The organism is Roseivirga sp. YIW32 (assembly GCF_057219245.1).
Genome location: NZ_JBXVVG010000002.1, coordinates 677916 through 698400, shown reverse-complemented (window position 1 = coordinate 698400; position 20485 = coordinate 677916). Strand labels below are relative to the sequence as shown.

Annotated in this window: 14 protein-coding genes; 2 read left to right on the top strand and 12 right to left on the bottom strand. The window is 43.6% G+C overall.

All coding sequences use genetic code 11. From position 1 onward, the window contains the following. Positions 1-30: 30 nt before the first annotated feature. The 8 genes from AC2D6U_RS11805 to AC2D6U_RS11770 all read right to left on the bottom strand — a co-directional run bounded on the left by AC2D6U_RS11805 (position 31) and on the right by AC2D6U_RS11770 (position 9630). Positions 31-1158, bottom strand: coding sequence for a hypothetical protein (locus AC2D6U_RS11805; protein WP_484721192.1), 1128 nt, complete (start codon positions 1156-1158; stop codon positions 31-33). Between the two features lie 6 nt (positions 1159-1164). Then, positions 1165-2964: a type IX secretion system motor protein PorM/GldM gene (gene porM / locus AC2D6U_RS11800; protein WP_484721191.1), complete on the bottom strand. Its 1800-nt coding sequence runs from the start codon at positions 2962-2964 to the stop codon at positions 1165-1167. Between the two features lie 17 nt (positions 2965-2981). After that, the gene (gene porL / locus AC2D6U_RS11795) at positions 2982-3878 is read right to left on the bottom strand and encodes a type IX secretion system motor protein PorL/GldL (RefSeq protein ID WP_484721190.1); all 897 of its coding nucleotides are present in this window, start codon (positions 3876-3878) and stop codon (positions 2982-2984) included. A 36-nt stretch (positions 3879-3914) separates the two neighbouring features. Further along, on the bottom strand, positions 3915-5192 hold the full coding sequence (locus AC2D6U_RS11790) for an SUMF1/EgtB/PvdO family nonheme iron enzyme (RefSeq protein ID WP_484721189.1): 1278 nt from the start codon (positions 5190-5192) through the stop codon (positions 3915-3917). Between the two features lie 135 nt (positions 5193-5327). After that, a complete protein-coding gene (locus AC2D6U_RS11785) occupies positions 5328-6299 on the bottom strand; it encodes a PorP/SprF family type IX secretion system membrane protein (RefSeq protein WP_484721188.1) in 972 nt (323 codons plus the stop codon). A gap of 89 nt (positions 6300-6388) precedes the next feature. Continuing rightward, positions 6389-7165 carry a uroporphyrinogen-III synthase gene (locus AC2D6U_RS11780; RefSeq protein ID WP_484721187.1) on the bottom strand — a complete coding sequence of 259 codons (777 nt, stop codon included), beginning with the start codon at positions 7163-7165 and terminating at the stop codon, positions 6389-6391. Between the two features lie 30 nt (positions 7166-7195). After that, positions 7196-7882, bottom strand: coding sequence for a DUF4271 domain-containing protein (locus tag AC2D6U_RS11775; RefSeq protein WP_484721186.1), 687 nt, complete (start codon positions 7880-7882; stop codon positions 7196-7198). Next, on the bottom strand, positions 7882-9630 hold the full coding sequence (locus AC2D6U_RS11770) for a ShlB/FhaC/HecB family hemolysin secretion/activation protein (RefSeq protein WP_484721185.1): 1749 nt from the start codon (positions 9628-9630) through the stop codon (positions 7882-7884). The genes AC2D6U_RS11775 and AC2D6U_RS11770 overlap by 1 nt, the downstream gene beginning before the upstream one ends. A gap of 21 nt (positions 9631-9651) precedes the next feature. Here AC2D6U_RS11770 and hemW point away from each other — a divergent pair, with 21 nt between their 5' ends. Both hemW and AC2D6U_RS11760 read left to right on the top strand, forming a co-directional pair. Continuing rightward, on the top strand, positions 9652-10791 hold the full coding sequence (gene hemW / locus AC2D6U_RS11765) for a radical SAM family heme chaperone HemW (protein ID WP_484721184.1): 1140 nt from the start codon (positions 9652-9654) through the stop codon (positions 10789-10791). Between the two features lie 27 nt (positions 10792-10818). Beyond that, entirely contained in the window at positions 10819-11133 is a 315-nt protein-coding gene (locus AC2D6U_RS11760) for a DciA family protein (protein WP_484721183.1), read from the top strand. Between the two features lie 25 nt (positions 11134-11158). On the opposite strand, the gene AC2D6U_RS11755 is transcribed toward AC2D6U_RS11760, so the two are convergent. The 4 genes from AC2D6U_RS11755 to AC2D6U_RS11740 form a co-directional block, all read right to left on the bottom strand. After that, the gene (locus tag AC2D6U_RS11755) at positions 11159-13999 is read right to left on the bottom strand and encodes a M16 family metallopeptidase (protein ID WP_484721182.1); all 2841 of its coding nucleotides are present in this window, start codon (positions 13997-13999) and stop codon (positions 11159-11161) included. A 98-nt stretch (positions 14000-14097) separates the two neighbouring features. Next, positions 14098-14691: a lipoprotein signal peptidase gene (locus AC2D6U_RS11750; protein ID WP_484721181.1), complete on the bottom strand. Its 594-nt coding sequence runs from the start codon at positions 14689-14691 to the stop codon at positions 14098-14100. Continuing rightward, positions 14678-17989, bottom strand: coding sequence for an isoleucine--tRNA ligase (gene ileS, locus AC2D6U_RS11745; RefSeq protein ID WP_484721180.1), 3312 nt, complete (start codon positions 17987-17989; stop codon positions 14678-14680). Before ileS ends, AC2D6U_RS11750 begins: the two co-directional genes overlap by 14 nt. A gap of 21 nt (positions 17990-18010) precedes the next feature. Next, entirely contained in the window at positions 18011-20437 is a 2427-nt protein-coding gene (locus AC2D6U_RS11740) for an efflux RND transporter permease subunit (RefSeq protein WP_484721179.1), read from the bottom strand. Positions 20438-20485 lie beyond the last annotated feature (48 nt).

Here is a 20485-nt window from a genome sequence, read left to right as displayed (position 1 = left end):
TTCCTTTTCTCTTTATTTTTAAATGTCAGTCTAGTACTCCCAGAGGTTATGTACTCGCTCTAGCAATTGAAGCCTGATCTTCTCGGCAAACAATAGCGCATTGTATTCATCTGATTGGGCAAAGCTTCCTAGAATGTCTTCATTGCCCACATTCTCAACGGAAACGATGTAAGCGTTGAATAATCGCTTATCAATTGCGTCTGAAAAACTCAAAGATTTGTTACCAGGATTCTTGGTGTTAAACCAAAATGCACGCTCTGCATTCGACTCGCTGTAGACTTTTTCGATGTACTTTTTCAATTGAGCATATTCCACCTTGAACAAGCCTTCTTGACTCGGACTAGTCGATGGGCTAAACACGGTCACTGAAATAATATCCCACATCGGTAATGAATGGTTCTTGTCAAATAACAAGTCCTCTTCAATCAGCAGCTGATCCATTTTAGCCCCAGCCAGCGGATTGTACGCATTCGCTTTGAACGTACTGTCCTGATTGGCCAAGAACAATTCTTGGGCCTTCTCTCTTAGTGCTGTTGGGTTACTCAATAAATCTCGGTATCTCTGGTCTGCACGAACCTTCGACGTCCAGGTAGCCTCGTTGTTTCCTTCATCAAAGTTCTGTCTGGTAAACTCTTGGCTTTCCAGTGCTTTCTCAAACTCTGCTTTTGTTAACGGTGTCTTCTCAACGAATTTACTTTTCTCATACCCAACACTTCCTTCAACATCTTTGTCGTTGTAAGGAACGATCACCGAGCCTTCATCGAGTAACAATTGAAGCCCATCACCAGCAGTAGGTGCACCGGCATCATAGTAAGCCTGTACCCCCTCATAAATGATCTTGATGATGTCGCTTTGGGTTGAGATAAAGTTCGCATTGATCTTCTCATTGAAATTGATCTTAGACCAAAGACGCACTTTAAACATGACATCCGATTCTCGGATCGGACGTACCGAAGATGTATCGTTTTGCCTTCCATAGCTGCCTAAATTGGCCATTTTTACCACATTGCCAGCTGTGTCAGCTCTTACCTCATCTTTGGCTCTTTTCAAAATATCCATGTAGCCATTGCCAGTACTTCCAGCTCCGTTTTGTGGATCTTGAAATCCATACAAAGCCATCGGCATCAAACAAAAGAGAGCTAAAATTAAACGCTTCATTTTCTATTAGTTTATACGGATCGTTGCATTGAAGAACTTAGGTGTTCTAATTTGCTTGCCTTCAAAGTTTATACGAACGATCTCCTCTATCTTCACAATAACATTTGCACCAGTAGATAACAAGTTCCTATACTGTGCCATATTAAAGATGGCATCAGGCGAATCAATGTTAACTCTTGCAGCAACAGATGACCCTCTTTGAATCAAAATCTGTCCTTTAGACACCAAGAAAGAAGCATCATTTGGAAAAGACTCTTTCCAATCAGGGTCCACATTGAAGGCAAATGAAATGTCATTCAATGACCCTGTAAATCCAGCTTCCGGATCATACGGTTGGCCATTCGTTAATACATCAACCTCTGGTGCAGGAGCAGAACGTACCGGGAATGTTTTGGTTCCAATGGCTAATCCTGAGCTATACACCTGGATAGAAGCCTCGTTACCTTCAGGAGCGATCTGAATCTCTCCTTTGCCTGAACCTTCTGTGAATGTACCTCCCGTCATGCGGAAACTTGGTGAATACGATGCACCCAAACTTGGCACATTGATCGTCACATTGTTCGCACAATCTCTATACAGCGCTTGAACTGATTTGGCCACCACCTCAATCACTGGGCGAGCGACGTAGTATTCGTGCGTCTTTGTTCTTGTGACCTCACCACCGCTACCATCCTTAGCTGAAATTTCCAACTCAAATGACTTTTTGGCTAAATCGTTGGCATCGTATTCGTTAGGGCTAGCGCTTGCTTTGAAGGTGATCACACCTCTTCCATTCACCACTTCAACGTCTTGTCCATTTCTAGTGATCGTAGGCGTAAGCGCAGAGTTACCCAAGGTCAGGAAAGCCTCAGCCTCAAAATCCAACCCAGCCGTTACGGTATTGCTTTTTGCGAGCACTACGGCCTGTGCGTAGTCAATTCCTTGGAAAGCTCTTTTTAGCATATCTTCCTGTGGAATCGCGCTTGGTCCACTGCCTCGATTAGGAGCCGCAGTTGGTGTACTGGTGTTTTCTGCTGGCTCATTTGAAGCTTGCTCTGTTGCCGGAGCTGCTTCTACTGGTGCCAACCCACCTAAGTCTGGTACATCATTCGGAGATACTGTTACGCCAGAACCAATGAGATCCGCCACATAATTCAGCGCCTCAGATTCTTTACTGTACAGCTGATTCTGGTAGAAGGTCAATTGCGCCAACACGGACGCTAGTGGTGCTTTGTAGAAGTTAAAATGCGCATAGTCATCTTTCAAAGCCTCTGGATTATTCGCATAGAACTCAATATCCTCTGCCTTGATGGCCAAGCTCTCGGCCCACTCTTCATCCATTACGCCCTTACCTAAAGAAGCGATCGCTGCATTGACTTGCGTAGGATAATTATCCAGCCACTCCTTCAACTCGTCTGCCTTCTTTTGATTAACCATCAGGTTTGACTGAGCTTCGTATTTCTTAAGAACTGCTCTGGTATAATAATCATCTCTATTTTGAGAACCAGAAGAGACTTGTCCTACCTCATCCTTAAGTGCCTCAATGTCTTGTATCAATCCATTGGTATATTTTCGAATGTTCTCTGCTGCTTTCGCAACCGCCTGATCACCCTCTTTATTCCCTTGATTCGCTACATCCGATTTGATATCGGCTAAAACCGCTTGATTGTAATCAAATATGGCAATATTCGATTCCTTCAAACCATTTTCAATCAACACGAACTTTTCAAGTACCGTGTCTTTAATCTGCAGAGCCAGAAGGGCAGTCAGTACAAGGTACATCATGCCAATCATCTTTTGTCTTGGGGTTTCTTTTCCGCCAGCCATTTTCTAACTCTTTAAGATTATCCTTGTTTCATGGCAGTAAGCATGCTGCCATATACTTTATTCAATGCACCTACATTGGAATTCAACTCAGTCAGTTGCGCTTGGAATTTCTTCATCTCTGCAGAACTCTTCGTCGCTCCCTCAATCGCTGTCTCCATATTTTTCATATAGGCTTCAAAATATTTTTTCACAGATTCTGAATCAGCAAACTCAGACTTATACATGGCGGTCATCGACTTAAGGCCTTCTGTTGCCTTGTTCAATTCTCCATAATATTGCTCAGTTGCCTGCTTCAATTGGCCTTGATTACTTCCTGTAGATTTCACTGTTGTTGCTACCTCAGAAAAAGCACTAGCAGCTGCTTCCGTTGACTGTCCGATTTTAGCCAATGAACTCGCTGCACTTTTGGCATTTTGTGCATATTCGTTGGTTGCTACAGAGGCACTAGACATTGTTGACAATTCTTTTGCATTGGTCGCCAAGCTATTGAAGCCCGTTCTGAGGTTTTGAATGTCCTCTTTGCTCATTGCTCCCTCTTGCAGAAGCTTCTTGAATGAAATGTCATCATCATTTTTCTGAGCACTATCACCACCAGATCCTTCATAAAGCAACTTGGTGTAATCTGTTGCCTTTGGTTCAAATGCACTAAATGCAAAAATCAAGGCTTCTACACCAAGACCAAGAATTAGCATTTCGGTGGCTCCTTGCCATCCGTTCAGCTTAAACATTGCACCTACAATTACAACTGCCGCACCTAGACCATAGATCTTAGGCATGATGTCGCCGTAAAACTTAGAGGAGAAAGACTTTTCTTCCTTCTTAGCTGCTGATTTAGTAGCCACTACATTTGTTTTTGCTGGAGCAGGCGATGGTTTTCCTGCTTGAGCCATCTTAAGGTTTTTATTATCAGCCATTTTTATTGATAAATATAAGGTTGAAGATCGTTTTGGTTAATTCTTTAGCTTTCCAAGATAATCCATTGCACATCGAAATCCTGTTGATGCAGAAGCAACATCTCTGTACTCATAGGTTCTTGTACCGGTTTGGATATAATAAGAAACATCATTCCATGCTCCTCCTCTTACTACTTTCTTTTTCAAATGAGGACTGTTGGCATCTTTCACCGGATCATAAAGAAACAACGGATTCAAATCCCAAACCAATGGATTGTATACGGGAGAATAATCGTCTTGACACCATTCTGAAACATTTCCGGCCATGTTATACAAGCCAAAGTTATTGGGAAGGAAGGTGTTAACCGGAGCTGTGTAATCGTACCCATCATCGGCATAAGACCCACTACCTGGCTTGAAGTTGGCTAAAAAACAACCGTCTCTGTTTCTGGTATAAGGTCCACCCCAAGGGTATTTCACAATTTCTTTTCCGCCTCGTGCTGCGTATTCCCATTCTGCCTCGGTTGGTAAACGGAAGCGAGGATATCTACTCATAATATCGGCGTGCGTGTAAAAAGGATCATCAGAAGGATTCTCAGGAATTGCTGCCGGATCATCCGCGCCAAACATGCCAAAGAAACCACCACCTCCACCGGCCACTTGATTTTCTAGGTATTCATTTTGATTCAACCAATAGGTTCTCCACTTGGTGAAGGCGTCCGCTGCTTCCCAAGTAATTCCCACGACAGGATAATTATCAAAGGCTTGGTGCTCAAAATAATACTCTTGCATTCTTGAGCTGTAGTGGTAGGCAAACTCTTCTTTCCAGACGTTTGAATTTGGTATCCATGAAGGCAATTGAGCTAATAGTCGTTGCTTGATACCGGTATTGCCACCAGCGCCACCATTTCCTGCTGCGCCTGTGGTTTCTAGTCCTGCCATATGGTATTGGTAGATGATAGGATCGTCATCGGTCCAGGCATCATCGCCAACCATTTTGGCAACTTCAGTCAAAAACTGTCTGTATTCATTATTGGTGATCTCCTCTGCATCCAAGAAGAAAGCACTGACGGTCACCTGACGGTTGTAATTGATTTGTGAGGCAGCTACATCCTCATCAGCCTGCCCCATAAAGAATGTATTGCCAGGTATCTCAACCATGCCATAGGGTAATTCTTGGTACCAACCTTCCCTGTCGAGAATACCCATTAGTTGGCCTGCCTCATAGTTTTGCTGGTCTTTACCTCCACCCCCCAGAAATCCTTCGAACATACTACACCCCGTGGTGAGTAATATGAAGGTAAAAGACATCAGACCCAGTAAAGTCTTCCTCATTCGTTTAGTTTTTGTAGTCTTATCTGTTGTGCAATTTGCACGGCTCCTCAATAAAGCGCTGAAAATAGAGATTTATTGTCATTTATGTACAAATAGTCCGTATTTTCTACTTCCTCATCTCCATTCTCGGTATTACTAGTAACGGTATCTTGGAGTTCTTATGATATTCTTTCCTAATTTTCTTCTTCCGCCGCCCTCTGAACTAAATGTGTAGATCAACATGATTTCTTGAGAAGTCGGCTCCTTATTGGCTGCATCATTGATAATAAAATCAAAGGCGTAACCCAAAGAAAGCGAACGATCTTGCAATAATCGGTAACCGACCAATGCACTCGCTGACTCCGTATCTCTATATGCTGCACCAAACCAAATCCTATCCCTGAGCTTTGCGATTGCTGTTATATCCCAGCTGTATTCGTTAAAGCCTATGTTCTTGATTAACAAAGTTGGTGTGATGGTCACTTCTTGATTCAGAGCGTAATCATACCCCGCCATTACGTAGTAGTGCCGAACTAGTTGATTGGAAACTTGATCATTACCATAATCAAATCTTGGTTGAAGTAAGTGATTTGCGCTCAAACCACCAAAAAAATTTCCATTACGGTAGAGGAGACCAACACCGATATCAGGGTTCAATTGTGATTCTTTGCCGGACATCCCAATTAAATTGTCATTGGGATCAACAACAATTATTTCGTCAAAATTAATGCTGTTGGAAAAAAGCCCTGCTTTCAGACCAAAAGTCAAGGAACTTCGGTCGCCAAGGTTGAATGTGTAAGACCCGGCCAATTGAATTTCTAGGTTGTTAACCGGCCCCAAATTATCATTCACAACATAGGCTCCGAAACCTCCATTCCAGAGGTTAGAAACCCCATTGTAGCTAATGAATTGTGTATTGGGTGCGCCGCTTGCGTTAATGGTGCCATCGTAACCAAACCACTGCGAGCGATGGATGGCCATAAGGGAATTGGTATTGGTTAAACCGGCAAATGCAGGGTTGAAATACACCTGATTGTACATGTAATGCGTGAATTGAGCATCCTGCTGACCGCGCAATGAGTACCCTACAAGGGTGAACACAAGTACAAAAACCGCAAATCTTGGCATATGAAGTTAACGCTAAATCTAAGCCATTTATTGATATGACATAAACTTATTACATACAAACCACAAAAAGCCCTTATCGGTTATTTGATTTACAGCTTATTTGCCTTTTTGATGTATAGTTCAAGAGCCCCGGTCATGGAAGGTGCATTCGGCATGGGCGCCTCAATATCTAGGATCAGGTCAGCATCGCGTGCTGCTTGTGCCGTAGTAGGGCCAAACACCGCTATTCTCGTCTGGTTCTGTTTGAACTCAGGAAAATTCACAAACAAACTATTGATCCCACTTGGACTGTAAAAGGCGATCACGTCGTATAGTACATCGTCCAAATCAGACAAGTCACTTGCTACAGTTTCGTAGATAATGGCTTCCGAGAAATCGTACCCATTGTCTTCTAGAAACTTAGGAATATCATCCTTTCTGATGTTTGAGCATGGGAAAAGATACTTTTCGTTCTTATGCTTTTTTAAGATCTCGATAAGGTCTTGTGCTGTTCTAGAACCAGTGAATATCTTTCGTTTTCTGACTACGATGTACTTTTGAAGATAGTAGGCCGTTTGCTCTGAGATGCAGAAATACTTCATGTCTGCAGGAACCTCAATCTTAAGGTCTTTGCAGATATTGAAGAAATGATCAACGGCATTCCGGCTTGTGAAAATCACAGCAGAATGCTTCAGTATATCAATCTTTTGTTTGCGAAACTCTTTAGCTGCAATCGGATCTACCTGAATGAAGGGCCTGAAATCGATTTGGATATCGTATTTCTTGGCTAATGTATAATAAGGTGACTTAGGATCTGCCGGCTTAGGTTGTGAGACCAGAATGGTTTTTACCTCATTCAACCTATCTTCTTGCATGTTGTTTGACATAGATTTTCCCTACTTTTCAACGCTATCTGACTATCTGTTCCAAAGAATTCCGATACAGATAATCCACGGTATCAATTCTGTGGTGCAAAGGTAAGAAAATATATAATAGATAGTATATCCTCCTTTTACATAGAGCCTTAATAGTAAAATGCCCTGGCGGAGAACGAAAAAGAATAAGTAGGTATACGCCATTACCTGCATAAAGGAATCATTCAATTTACTCATGCCAATCAAACCTAAGCCCAATACCAGGGCGAAAAAGAAATTGAAAACATGGCTCATAGATTGATACTCTTGGTAATGCGCACTTTGTGAGAGGGGAAAATCGAACAGCCAGCCCACCAAGGCCAAAAAAATGAATTTGAGTAAAAAAAGCACCCCAATACCCGCTAGCAGAATTGCCCAAGAAAGCATAATGCCACCAAACGAATTGGGCAAAAGATCAGCTGATAGCCCAAAATGTCGAGCGAATATTAGCCCCGAGAAGGCCAAGCTGCCGGACAGCAAGAGCGTGATCAAGAGGTTTTCCGTACTGAGTAGTTTTATTCCGGCACCTTGCTCTGCCATCGGCTTAAGGCTGAACAAGGCCACGGGCTGATAGGTATTTCTAAAAATGTTCGTATAGGCGTATCGAATGCCTGTAAACCCTGCCATGATCAGGGCAATAATGATGATAAAGCCACTCCGGGTACCGTATAGAACTTGAATTTCCTCCATTAAAATCTCGTTGTAAATCCAAAATGGATCTTAGAACTCGTAAAATTCACCGGTCCTGTACTTTCCGATGAGCCCAAGGCATACACCAAATTGAATATTCCTCTTTGGGTTTCAAAACTAATTCCAGTTCCAAAGCCAATAAAATGTTCCCTTTCCTTAGCGCGTGCGACATTCTCCAATAATCCGAAATCTGCAAATAACAAGAGATAGGAATTGCTTTCAAAATAGAATCGATTTTCCACTGAGTTGGCAAGGTATTTTGTTGCAAAAAAGTGATTCTCATCAAAGCCTCTGATCGAGCTCAACCCTCCAATTCGATAGGCATCGTTTTGAAAAAGGTTTTCATTGCTGATCCAACCACCATTGGCATGCAGCTTCACATTCCAATTTGTACGAATATCGACATAGTACTGAACATCAAGATCCATTTGGTACTGAACAGATTTCAGCGCTAGCCCAGCATACAATTCGCTTGGTAAAGTCGCGATCGGATTGATTCGCTTATTCCCCAAACCTGCACTGAGGTATACGTTCGATCCTCGTCGCGGAAGCAACGGGTCGTCCAAACGATTGCTCGAAAAGGCCAACCCGTAAAGTGTTTGATCGATGTCTGCAAACTCAGGCAATGCGGTCGCGTTGTCGTATTGGCTAGTGGAGAGCAAATTCGAGCTCGTTGTTGTGGTAAAAACAGCCAGCTGTGAACGGCTTCCTACCCGGATATCAAAATCAATGCGGAAATCGAGTTTGGTAAAGGTGTTGTCTTGTTTTAGAAAATCAAGTGCTCCTTTGAACGAAACCGGACTCCTGAATGCATTCGGATGATGATAGGTCATGTTGAGGTTTTGAGACTTTTCTTGTGGGCTGCGCCAATGTATGCCTATGTATTTACCCGAAAGAAAAGGGTTATACAGGTCCAGATCGAACTGGCCCGTGATCAGTAGTCCATTGCCATTTCCAGCACGTGGTAAAAACCCGATGATCCCCTCAACTCGATTGATCCTGCGCTTCTCCAACTCAAAGTAAAGCGTTGCCTCTTCGTTTTGAAAGCTAAGGTCGGGTGACTTCACCAACCGCACGTAGGGCAGATTGCGTATTCTCTGAACGGTTCGCTCTACGGTCAATTCATCGTAAAGCTCTCCCATTTGAATGCTTCGGTAACTTTCAAAGAACCTTCGTTTCACCACCTCCTTATTCACTCGAATCGAATCAAAACGGATCTGAGGCCCTAGCTCAAGGTTCAGGGAAGCCCCAATCTGATCGTCAGCAATGGTCAATGAATCATAGCGCAAAGAGGCAAAGGGATGTCCGTTTCGTTCAGCATACCTGAGCAACTCATTTTCTATGTCCGCCAATTGCCGGTAATTGAATCGGTCTCGACCTTTGGAATTCCTTCGGTAATCCACTTTTCTCAACAGCAAGGGATCCACATTGCCGGGAGACAAATCAATGGATTTAAAAGCGGGGCCGATTTCTAGCTGTGCTGCTACTATTTGCTCTTTCAATTCAGTTGCTGTCACCCGAGCAAGCAGGTACCCGTCGTTGTGCATTGCAGCAACCAATTCATTGAGCGTGCGCATGACGGACAAGGAATCCGGATGCTTTTGTTTGAACTTGTATCGATTTAGAATAACTTCCGAAGCGTCTTGCGATCGTACCTGTAATTGTAGCTCAGACTGTGCAAGTGCCAGCTGAACAGAGAACAAAAAGGTGCAAAGAATCAGGCGAAACGATCTCAATGTTTCTAACATTTATTCAAAACTAACGAATCTTTGGCCGGATTATATATTCATATTCCATTCTGCAAAAAAGCATGTCATTACTGCGACTTTCATTTTACACAAAATGTCAAACAAATCGATGACATGGTGGAGGCCATATCCCTCGAACTCGATCTGCAGCGCGACTTCTTAGGGAATGACAAGATACAAACGATCTATTTTGGTGGTGGCACACCCTCGTTGCTAGAAGAGCAACACCTCAAGCAACTCATGAAGCAGATCACCTATGATTATCCGCTCAGTAGCAACCCAGAGATCACCCTAGAAGCCAACCCCGATGACCTCTCGAAAGAAAAGCTACAGATGCTTTATGCCAATGGCATCAATCGATTGAGCATTGGCGTACAAACTTTCCATGATGAGATGCTCAAGTGGATGAATAGACAGCATACGGCTAAAGAGGCCGAACAGTGTTTTTATGACGCCCGAGCGGCCGGATTCGAGAACATCAGCATGGACCTGATCTACGCTCTTCCTGCAGATGATCATGTGCTATGGATGAGCGACCTGCAAAAAATGGTCAGGTTAAACCCAGAGCACATATCAGCCTATTGTTTGACCATCGAGCCCAAAACGGCCTTTGGTAACTGGCTCCAAAAAGAATTCATCCAGCCGATAAACGAAGACCTGGCAGCTGAACAATTCGAATTATTGGTGGAAACGCTGGCCAAGTACAAATACGAGCAATACGAAATCTCCAATTTTACGCAACTGGGTTACGAGTCTCAGCACAACTCCGGCTATTGGCGAGATGAAAAGTACTTGGGCATAGGACCATCCGCCCATTCCTACAATGGAAAATTCAGAAAGGCGAATGTCTCCAATAATGCGAAATACGTAAAGGGACTACAGGATCGAACGATTCCATTCGAGGTCATCACCTTGAGCAAGGAGGATCAGATCAACGAATACCTTTTGACCTCATTACGTACGAAATGGGGCTGCGACTTAAGCCTTTTAAAAGAGAAATACGGCGTTGACCTTTTGCAGATCCATGGCAATCATTTGGAGAAGCTGGCCTATCAGAGTTATCTCTTTGAAGAGGACGGCCATTTGATCTTGACCCAATCAGGAAAACTGCTGGCCGACAAGATCGCTTCAGACTTATTTGTGTATTCGTCTGAAGATTAGATACCTTCGCACAAAGGGTTTTACACCATGACCAATTATCGATCAAGAAATGGGCGAAAGAATGAACCGACAGACCTAGGGTCTGCCATCAATGATATGCTCAAATCCTTTAAAATTGAGGGCCGCTTTCATGAAAGTAATCTGGTGAACTCTTGGGAAAAAGTGATGGGAACACCCATTGCCAAACGTACCACCAAACTCTTTATTAAAGACAAAAAGCTTTTTGTCTATTTGAATTCCGCACCACTCAAACATGAGTTGAACATGTCAAGAGGAAAAATTTTGGTCATGCTCACGCAAGAATTTGGAGAAAGCGTCATTAATGAAGTGATCATCAAATAAAAAGGGCCTTAAAGGCCCTCTTTGTTTAATTTTTCTTGATCTCTTGACCCAAATCTTCCCCTTTCATCTTCTCTGGTAATTTGACGGCCTTGATCATGTTCTCTTTGGTGAGGTATTTATTGGCTATGGCGACCACTTTTTCTTTGGTCATTGCTTTTGCTCTTTCGTTTCCTTCCAAAATCAGATCAAAATCTCTGCCTTCCCTTATGTATCCAGTCATCGCTGAAGCCCAATAACCATTCTGTTTGATCTGCTCATCAAAGTTTTGGATTCTTGCTGTTATGATCTTTTGAAGGTCCTCTTCAGAAAAATCTCCGGCCTTGATTTTGTCTAATTCGCCCAACGCGGCTTGCGTCAGGGCCTCGACATTCTCAGGCTTGCATGGAAAAGATATGGAGAAATTAAATTCTCCTTTCGGACGCTCAACCAAACTGGCGGAGGCACCGGCTCCATAGACACCTCCCATTTCTTCGCGTAAGGTCTCAATCATTTTATTCGAAAGAATACTTGCAATGGCATCCATCAACCCGTTGTTCTCTAAAGAATAATCATAATCTCCATGCAAAATGATGTTGACTTGGCTTTTATCATCCACCCCAACGTAGATGTTTTTATCGACCTGTCCATCCATCAATTTTGGCCCTACATCCTTGTAAGACTCCTTGCTATTTGAAGAAGGTAACGCTCCGATGTACTGTTCAACAAGGGGCTGAAAGGTCTGAAGGTCAATATTGCCAACAAAAACAAACTGGAAGTCACTTGCGTCGGCAAAACGCTCCAAATAGATCTCTCTTGCACGATCATAGTCTAAGGATTCAAATTGCGCTTGTGTGGGAAATCCTGCTCTCGGATGGCCTCCATAAATCACATCAATTAATTCAATCTGAAATTTGACGTCAGGACTATTCAAAATGTTGGCATACAAGTTCTTCGTTTTGCTCAACCAACTGTCGAATGCGTCTTTATCATCGCGCACATCAGTAAACTTCATATAGAGCATTTGCATGAAGGTCTCCAAATCTTTAACACTGGAAAAACCACCGGCTGTCTCCTCTAAAGAGCCTACCGACGTGTAAACGCTTGCCGTTTTACCCGTCATAAATTTGGCCAGATCAACACTACTAAATTCACCAAAACCTAATTCGCTGGCAATTTGACCTACATTCGAGGCCGTAAAATACTCTTCGTCTGAATAAAGCGATGTTCCACCAAAACTAAAGGCGGTCATTCGAACCTCGTCATTTTTAAAGTCTGTGGGTTTGAGGTAAACGTTGGCCCCATTGGACAAGGTCCAGTGCGTTATTCCGGTTTGATCAAAGGACTCTGTCTCGATCACTTTGCCGGGTTGCGGTATAGTAGACATTAAAGAAGCTGCCAATTCCTCTTCCTCGTATGGAGTGATGCTCTCGTCTTCTCTTACATTATCCAAAATACCGATTAGCTCGGCTTCTGTCGGTATCGCTGCTTCATCTTCTGATTTTGCTTGAATTTCAATCGTTCGGTTGTCTTCTCGAATCCACCCATTGATCAGGTCATTGATTTCATTGAGCTCAATCCCGTCTAAGAATTCCTCAAGCAATGCCAGTTCTTGTGCATTGTTCAACAAATAGCCTCCGTTCAAAAAGTGGTTGACGTATTGATTGATCAGTCGACCTGACTCTTGCTTATCGGCTTCTTTGACCCGTCGCTCGTAACTATTCCGGTAAGAGGCTTTTGCTCGTTCAAATTCTCCTTCTGTAAAGCCATACCTTCTTACTCGCTCATTTTCTCTTACCGCAGCAAGAAGGCCTTCTTCAAACTGGTCTTCTTTGACATCCACATAAATGGTGTACTCATATTTTCCTTTGCCTAAGGAGCCACCATAAGAGCTGAAGGCAAACTGAAAAGGCGGGTTGGATGATTGTGCCAATTCGCGCATGCGCTGATTGATCATGCTTGAGTACAAGCCTCTCAACAATCCCTTTCTAAAGGTTGCTTTGTCTGCCTTGCGTTCGATAGAACCTGGGGTAATGAAATTTACATTGATGGTATTTCCTGTGGCTTCATCATCACTGGCAATCGCTACACGAGTACCTTCAAAATCTGGTTTGCCGTACTCAACTCTTTCCTTGGGCTTTTTGGGGCCTTTGATCTGACCAAAGTTCTTTTTGACCTTGGCCTCCATTTCATCCAGCTCAAAATCGCCAACAGCAATTACCGCCATCAGATCCGGACGATACCAGTCTCTGTAGAATCTCTTCGCTGCATCATAATCAAAGTTTTCGAGCACTTCAGGTTTACCGATGGGCAAGCGTTCCGCATATCTGGAACCCGCAAGCGTCACTGGCCAAATCTGCTGACGCATTCGTTCATAAGCGCCCAAACGTAAGCGCCATTCTTCCATGACCACCCCGCGCTCTTTGTCAATCTCCTCATCTTCGAAGCTCGCCTGATGTGCCCAATCGCTAAGCACCAGGAGTGCGTCATCGATGTGGCTGGGGTCTTCGGTAGGAATAGGTAAAATGTAGACGGTTTCATCGAAACTGGTGTAGGCATTTAGGTCACCACCAAATTCAAGCCCCATTTTCTGGAGAAAATCAATCAATTCATTCTTTTCAAAGTTTTTGGTGCCGTTGAACAACATATGCTCTGTAAAATGAGCCAGTCCTTGTTGATCATCATCCTCTAAAATTGACCCTGCTTTGACGGCAAGCCTGAACTCAATTCTGTTCTCAGGACGTGGGTTGCTCCTCAGGTAATAGGTAAACCCGTTTTTTAACTTTCCAATCTTAACACTAGGATCGGTGGGTAAGTCTTGTCCAAATCCGTTAAATGAGAAAAGGCCTATCAGCAGAAGGCAGATAACTACGCTTTTTAATTGTTTCATGTTCATTGTGTTAACTATGTGAATAGTTAAACTATGAAAGTATTGCGAAAAGATGAAATTTTTTGACTTTAATTCGTCTCATATTAAAAAAAGTCTATTCACCCTTCAATGATAAATGGTTTGTGAAACCAGCGCTTTTGATTAACCAGCAATAAGATAATCCCTATAAAAATGGCTGCATCGGCCAGGTTAAAAATAGGCAGCAAGGCAATTTCAACGCCTCCCCAAACGGGAATCCAATCAGGCAAAAATCCCTCCCATAGATCTATGTAGAACATGTCGATTACCTGCCCATGAAACCAAGGTGTTGGAGCACTTAAAGGCGCGTTTTCCAAATACACCCCGTAAAAAACACTGTCGACCACATTCCCGAGGGCACCTCCTAATATGGCGGCCAATGACCAAAGCAAGCCATTTGGGTAGCGCTGGCGCGAAAGGCGGAAAAGCAAGTAAACCATGACGCCAGCAGCCAATATCCTTATGAGGGTGAGAATGAACTTCCCGTTGTTGGCCTCTAAACTGAGTCCAAAGGCCATTCCTCTATTGAGAATGTAGTGCAGTTTAAACCAATCGCCAATTAATGAAACCTCTCCATCTGGTCCCATCTGCATAAACGCATCAACCGAAAGCTTGCTGGCTTGATCTGCAATAAGCAGCAACAGGACGAATAAAAAGTACTTAGTTGGCTTCAATCAAATGTAGGTTCAAGGCTAAATTGTGCCCATCGATCTCTAGGGTGTGCGCATCGGCAGCCTCCACAACAGCAAGGCGCAAGGCTTGTGTTTCTGCACACACATACTCTTGGTTCTGCGTTATCGCCTCCAATACAAAAGATTCGTCACTTGAAATCAACAACTCGATCTTGTCTTGAACTTCCAGACCTTCATCTTTTCTCAAGTTCTGAATTCTGTTCACAAAATCTCTGGCAAATCCTTCTCGCCTCAATTCATCTGTTAGGTGAATGTCGAGTGCTACAGTTACCCTTCCTTCAGAAGCGACTGACCAACCCGGAATGTCTTCACTGCTGATCTCTACGTCTTCTAAGCTTAGCGAAACCGGCTCTCCATCGATCAAGAGTTCAAAAGATCCCGTTGCCTCGATTGCCGCGATCTCTTCTTGACCCCATTGATTCACGGCTGCAGCAATGAACTTGACTTTAGGACCGAATTTTTGACCAATCTGCCTAAAATCAGGCTTTATCTTTTTAACCAAAACCCCTGAGGTGTCATGCAAGAACTCAATCTCCTTCACATTGATTTCTGATTTGATCAACTCAGAAACTTCTTCAATTTGATGTTTGATCCTTTCATCCAATACCGGGATCATGATCTTGGTTAATGGCTGACGGACTTTGATCTTTTCCTTCTTACGAATGGAATGTGTTAATGAAGAAATGGTTTGAGCCAACCTCATTTTTTCCTCTAAGTCAGGGTTGATGCAAGCCTGATCGACTCGAGGGAAATCCGTCAAATGAATGGAATCTCCTTTTTCCATTCCGGTCACTGCATTCAGGTCTTGATAGAGCTGCTCCATGTAGAAAGGGGCAATTGGGGCTCCTATTTTGGCCACTGTGATCAAACAGGTATACAAAGTCTGATAGGCTGCTTTTTTATCGTCGTTGTATTCACCCTTCCAGAAACGCTTTCTGTTCAGACGAACGTACCAGTTGCTCATTTCATCCGTTACAAAATCTGTGATGAGGCGAGCGGCCCTAGTGGGTTCGTACTCCTCATAGGCCTGATCTACAGCCTCGATCAACGAGTTCAAGCGCGACAAGATCCAGCGATCGCTTTCGGTTCGTTCAGCCAATGGAATTGGGGTCTGCTCGAAAGTAAACCCGTCTAAATTGGCATAGAGCGCAAAGAAATTATAAGTGTTATAAAGTGTGCCAAAAAACTTTCGTTGGACCTCACCAACGCGGTCAATGTTAAACCTCAGGTTATCCCAAGGATTGGCATTGGAAATCATGTACCAGCGTGTTGCGTCTGGTCCATATTGGGCAATGGTTTCGAAGGGGTCGACGGCATTGCCGAGTCTTTTGGACATTTTATTCCCATCCTTATCCAGCACTAATCCGTTGGCAATCACATTCTTAAAAGCCACACTACCATGGAGCATTACCCCCAAGGCGTGAAGGGTAAAGAACCAACCCCTTGTCTGATCAACACCCTCAGCAATAAAATCTGCCGGGAAATTCTCTTTGAAAATATCCCCATTCTCAAACGGGTAGTGCCACTGGGCATAAGGCATGGCGCCAGAGTCAAACCAAACATCGATGAGGTCTGGCTCTCTAAACATTTTTTGCCCTGTTTCGCTCACCAAAACAATGTCATCCACATACGGACGATGCAGGTCAAAATCCTCACCCAAAGGTTCGGTCATAAAACCAGCGGCAATGGCCTTTTCTACCTCCGCTTCTAGTTCAGCAATCGAACCAATACACTTTTGTTCCTTTTTATCCTCAGAAACCCAAATTGGCAGGGGAGTTCCCCAATACCGTGAACGGCTAAGGTTCCAGTCGACCAAGTTTTCCAACCAGTTTCCAAACCGGCCTTCACCTGTCGATGCCGGCTTCCAATTGATCGTTTTGTTTAATTCAACCAGTTGTTGTTTGTATGCCGTGGTTTTAATAAACCAGGAATCGAGTGGGTAGTAAAGAATGGGCTTGTCCGTTCGCCAGCAGTGCGGATAGGTATGCTCGTACTTCTCAACTTTAAATGCCCTATTTTCTTCCTTCAACTTGATCGAGATCAGCACATCGAGCGATTTCTCCGGTTGTTCGCCTTCAGTGTAGTACTCGTTCTTGACGTACATTCCAGCGAAATCAGTAATCTCTTTTACATATTTCCCTTGTTTATCAACAATGGGAACATCCTTTCCTTCCTCGTCTTTGACGAATACACCAGGCAGCCCATTTTGCTCGGAAGCACGTGCATCATCTGCTCCAAAAGTGCGGGAGATGTGTACGATACCCGTTCCATCTTCTGTGGTCACAAAATCACCGATGACGACCGTACAGCCTGGTTTTTCAATAGGAATATAAGGCATCAACTGCTCGTAGTCCATTCCCGCTAGATCCCTTCCCGTAAACTCTTCAACGATCTCAAAGGGAATCAATTTATCGCCCGGTGTATAGTCTGTCAACTTCAACTCTTTTGCCTTGGCTTGGAAGTAGGCATTCACACGGTCCTTTGCCAAAATCACCTGTATAGGCTCAAATGTGTATTGATTGAAGGTTTTGACCTTCACATAGGTAATTCCTGCACCAACCGCTAAGCCGTTATTGGCTGCCAAGGTCCATGGGGTAGTTGTCCATGCAAGGAAATAATCATTTTCTGTACCTACCACTTTGAACATGGCAGTGATCGTCGTATCCTTGACGTCTTTGTAGGTACCTGGTTGATTTAGCTCGTGAGAGCTCAATCCGGTGCCCGCAGCAGGAGAATAAGGTTGAATCGTGTAGCCCTTATAAAGCAAGCCTTTATCGTACAGCTGCTTCAATAGGCTCCACAGCGTCTCAATATATTTTTTATCGAAAGTGATGTACGGATCCTCCAAGTCGACCCAATACCCCATTTTTTCTGTTAAATCATCCCACTGGTCTTTGAAGCGCATCACGGTTTCACGGCACTTCTGATTGTACTCATCAACCGTTACTTTTTTACCGATGTCTTCCTTTTTTATCCCCAGTTCCTTTTCAACTTGAAGCTCAACAGGCAGCCCGTGGGTATCCCAGCCTCCTTTTCTTTTGACCTGGAATCCCTTTTGGGTTTTGTATCTACAGAAAATATCCTTAACCGTTCTCGCCATGACGTGGTGAATGCCCGGGGTGCCGTTTGCCGAAGGAGGTCCTTCAAAAAACGTAAACGTAGGCTGCCCTTCTCGGTCGTTTACTGACCTTTCAAAGACCTTGTTCTCCTTCCAGTAGGTTAACTTTTCGGTACCAACCTGAGCGAAATTCGATTGCTTGTATTCTGTATATTTCTTCACGCTTCTTCCTTTTAAACGAGGTTAACGTTCCTTTTTACTTGACCCGACAAAGGGGTCATTTTCTTTAATCAATAGACTCTTTGTATCAATCTCTTCATCCTCATCTTCAATGTAGAATTCATAATGCTCGATCAAAGGATGAAAATTCTTGTTGCGCTTTCCACTATCAAATACCATCAACAAGGCAGGGAGCAATGTCAAATTGGTCAACATAGCAAAGAATAGGGTAATAGAGGTGAGCAGACCAAGGGCAACGGTTCCTCCAAAACTAGAGAAAATGAAGATCACGAAACCAAAGAAAAGAATGATGGATGTATACAACATGCTCGATCCCGTTTCTCGAATACTATTGCTAATGGCGACCGGAACAAAGAAATTCTTAGCAAACAGCTCTTGTCTATACTTGGCTAAAAAGTGAATGGAATCGTCAACGGAGATACCAAAAGCAATGCTGAAAATCAACACCGTACTTGGCTTAAGAGGAATGCCGAAATAACCCATGATACCCGCCGTCATGATCAAGGGAATGAAATTAGGGATCAATGAGATGATGATCATTCGTACGTTGGCAAACAAAATGCCCATGATGATGGCGATGATCCCAAAGGCCAGTAGCAAAGACTGCCTCAAATTCTCGATTAAAAACTGATTTCCTTTGACAAAAAGCAGTGTCGAACCGGTAACGGCGGTATCCACATCATCTCCAAATACCTTATCGATCTCGGGCTGTATGACTTGATTGATCAATGAGTCCATTTTATGCGACCCGATGTCGGCCACTTTCAAGGAGACCCTCATGACCTGCCCGGTAGAATCAACAAATGAACTTAGAAAATCTGTTTTGCTTTGTTGGTTAGCCAAATAGCTCAAGATCACATTCCTATCGCTTGGACTAGGCAAACCGTAATAACTGGAATTCCCATTGTAAAAGGCTTGACGCACAGCTTTGGCAAAGGACACAATGGAAATGGGTTGAGAAACATTCTCCAATGGCGCTAAAGCCCTCTCCAATCGGTCTACTCTTCTTAAGTTTCTTGAATTAATAGTTGAACGTGGCTCTCCAAAATCAATGATGATCTCGAGCGGCATTACCCCTGCAAAATTCTTCTCAAAGAAATAAAGGTCTTGTTTGAGCTGACTCTTCTCTGGAATATCGTCTACCATGTAGGCGATGGTATACAGCTTTGTCACCCCAAAAATGGAAAACCCCACAATGATCGCCGTAACGACAAAAACACGGTAGCGGTGCCGATGAACCAATAGATCCAGCAAGGTCAAAAACTTGATGACCAAAGGAAATTCCAAATGTTTGAGCTGCTCCTTCTTTGGTGGTGGCAAATAGGTCAGTACTCCAGGAATGAGTACCATACTGACAATGAAGGTGGCCAAAATGTTGATTCCGGCCACTAAGCCGAATTCTTTCAAGATGGTAATGTCCGTGGAGACCAATACCAAAAATCCGATCGCTGTGGTGAAGTTAGTGATCAGCGTAACCAGACCAATCTTACGGATCATCCGACTGATCGCCTTCATCTTATTGCCATGTTTGGCAAATTCCTGATGAAACTTATTCAGCAAATAGACCGCGTTGGGTATGCCAATGACAATTATGATCGAAGGAATTAACCCCGTGAGCACATTGATCTGATAACCTAAAAGCGCCACAGTACCAAGTACCCAGGTGACCACAATTCCGATGACAAAAAGTGGCACCAACACTGCTGTCCACGACCTAAAAAACAAAAACAAGATCAATGCCGTCACCCCAATGGACAAGGCAATAAATAGACGGAGTTCGTGACTTGTCTTTTGCTGCATGACCGTACGAACAAAAGGCATCCCAGAGTAATACAGCTGGATTCCTGTCTCTTCACTAAAAGCTGCACCGATCACTCGAATCTCGTCAATGAGGTCATTCCTCTTTTTAGAGTTCAGGACATCTCGCTCCATGTTGATCAAGATGAGCGTAGCGCCATTTTGAGGATTCAGCAGCTGACCAGAATAGAACTTAAGTCCCATGGCTTCTTGCAGAATGGCATCTAGCTCCGCCTGCGATTGCGGTTCTTGTTGAATGAGGGGTTCTAGGTCAAAAGTGCGCTCCTCTGTGTTTTTCACTACCTTCTGTAGCGAAGCCAACGAAATCACGTTGGTGATGCCCGGTAGCTCTCCTAGCGTCTTGTTTAACTCCCGATAAGCCAAGAATTGCTCAAGTGCATAAAGGCTGCTGTCTTTTGCCCCAAGCACCAGCACGTTACCATCCTCACCAAACTTCTCCTTAAAGCTCTGGAAGTATTGATAGTTTTCATCTGTTTCCGGTACAGCCGTGTTGAAATTGAAGGCGAGTTTGACATTACGCGCCTGATATCCCATAAAGGCCGTAAAGGCCAATAAGGTAATGATCAGTATTAACCTGTATTTCAGGACGATATGAGGGAATTTAGACCACATGTTCAAATAAGGACACAAAGGTAATATTTTCACCTTTTAATCATACCG

Bases quoted from the DNA above. Each gene is read 5' to 3' on its own strand.
- AC2D6U_RS11785 (WP_484721188.1), bottom strand. From the start codon at position 6,299: ATGCCAAGATTTGCGGTTTTTGTACTTGTGTTCACCCTTGTAGGGTAC.
- AC2D6U_RS11790 (WP_484721189.1), bottom strand. From the start codon at position 5,192: ATGAGGAAGACTTTACTGGGTCTGATGTCTTTTACCTTCATATTACTC.
- AC2D6U_RS11770 (WP_484721185.1), bottom strand. From the start codon at position 9,630: ATGTTAGAAACATTGAGATCGTTTCGCCTGATTCTTTGCACCTTTTTG.
- AC2D6U_RS11775 (WP_484721186.1), bottom strand. From the start codon at position 7,882: ATGGAGGAAATTCAAGTTCTATACGGTACCCGGAGTGGCTTTATCATC.
- AC2D6U_RS11760 (WP_484721183.1), top strand. From the start codon at position 10,819: ATGACCAATTATCGATCAAGAAATGGGCGAAAGAATGAACCGACAGAC.
- AC2D6U_RS11805 (WP_484721192.1), bottom strand. From the start codon at position 1,158: ATGAAGCGTTTAATTTTAGCTCTCTTTTGTTTGATGCCGATGGCTTTG.
- porL (WP_484721190.1), bottom strand. From the start codon at position 3,878: ATGGCTGATAATAAAAACCTTAAGATGGCTCAAGCAGGAAAACCATCG.
- AC2D6U_RS11780 (WP_484721187.1), bottom strand. From the start codon at position 7,165: ATGTCAAACAACATGCAAGAAGATAGGTTGAATGAGGTAAAAACCATT.
- AC2D6U_RS11755 (WP_484721182.1), bottom strand. From the start codon at position 13,999: ATGAAACAATTAAAAAGCGTAGTTATCTGCCTTCTGCTGATAGGCCTT.
- AC2D6U_RS11740 (WP_484721179.1), bottom strand. From the start codon at position 20,437: ATGTGGTCTAAATTCCCTCATATCGTCCTGAAATACAGGTTAATACTG.
- porM (WP_484721191.1), bottom strand. From the start codon at position 2,964: ATGGCTGGCGGAAAAGAAACCCCAAGACAAAAGATGATTGGCATGATG.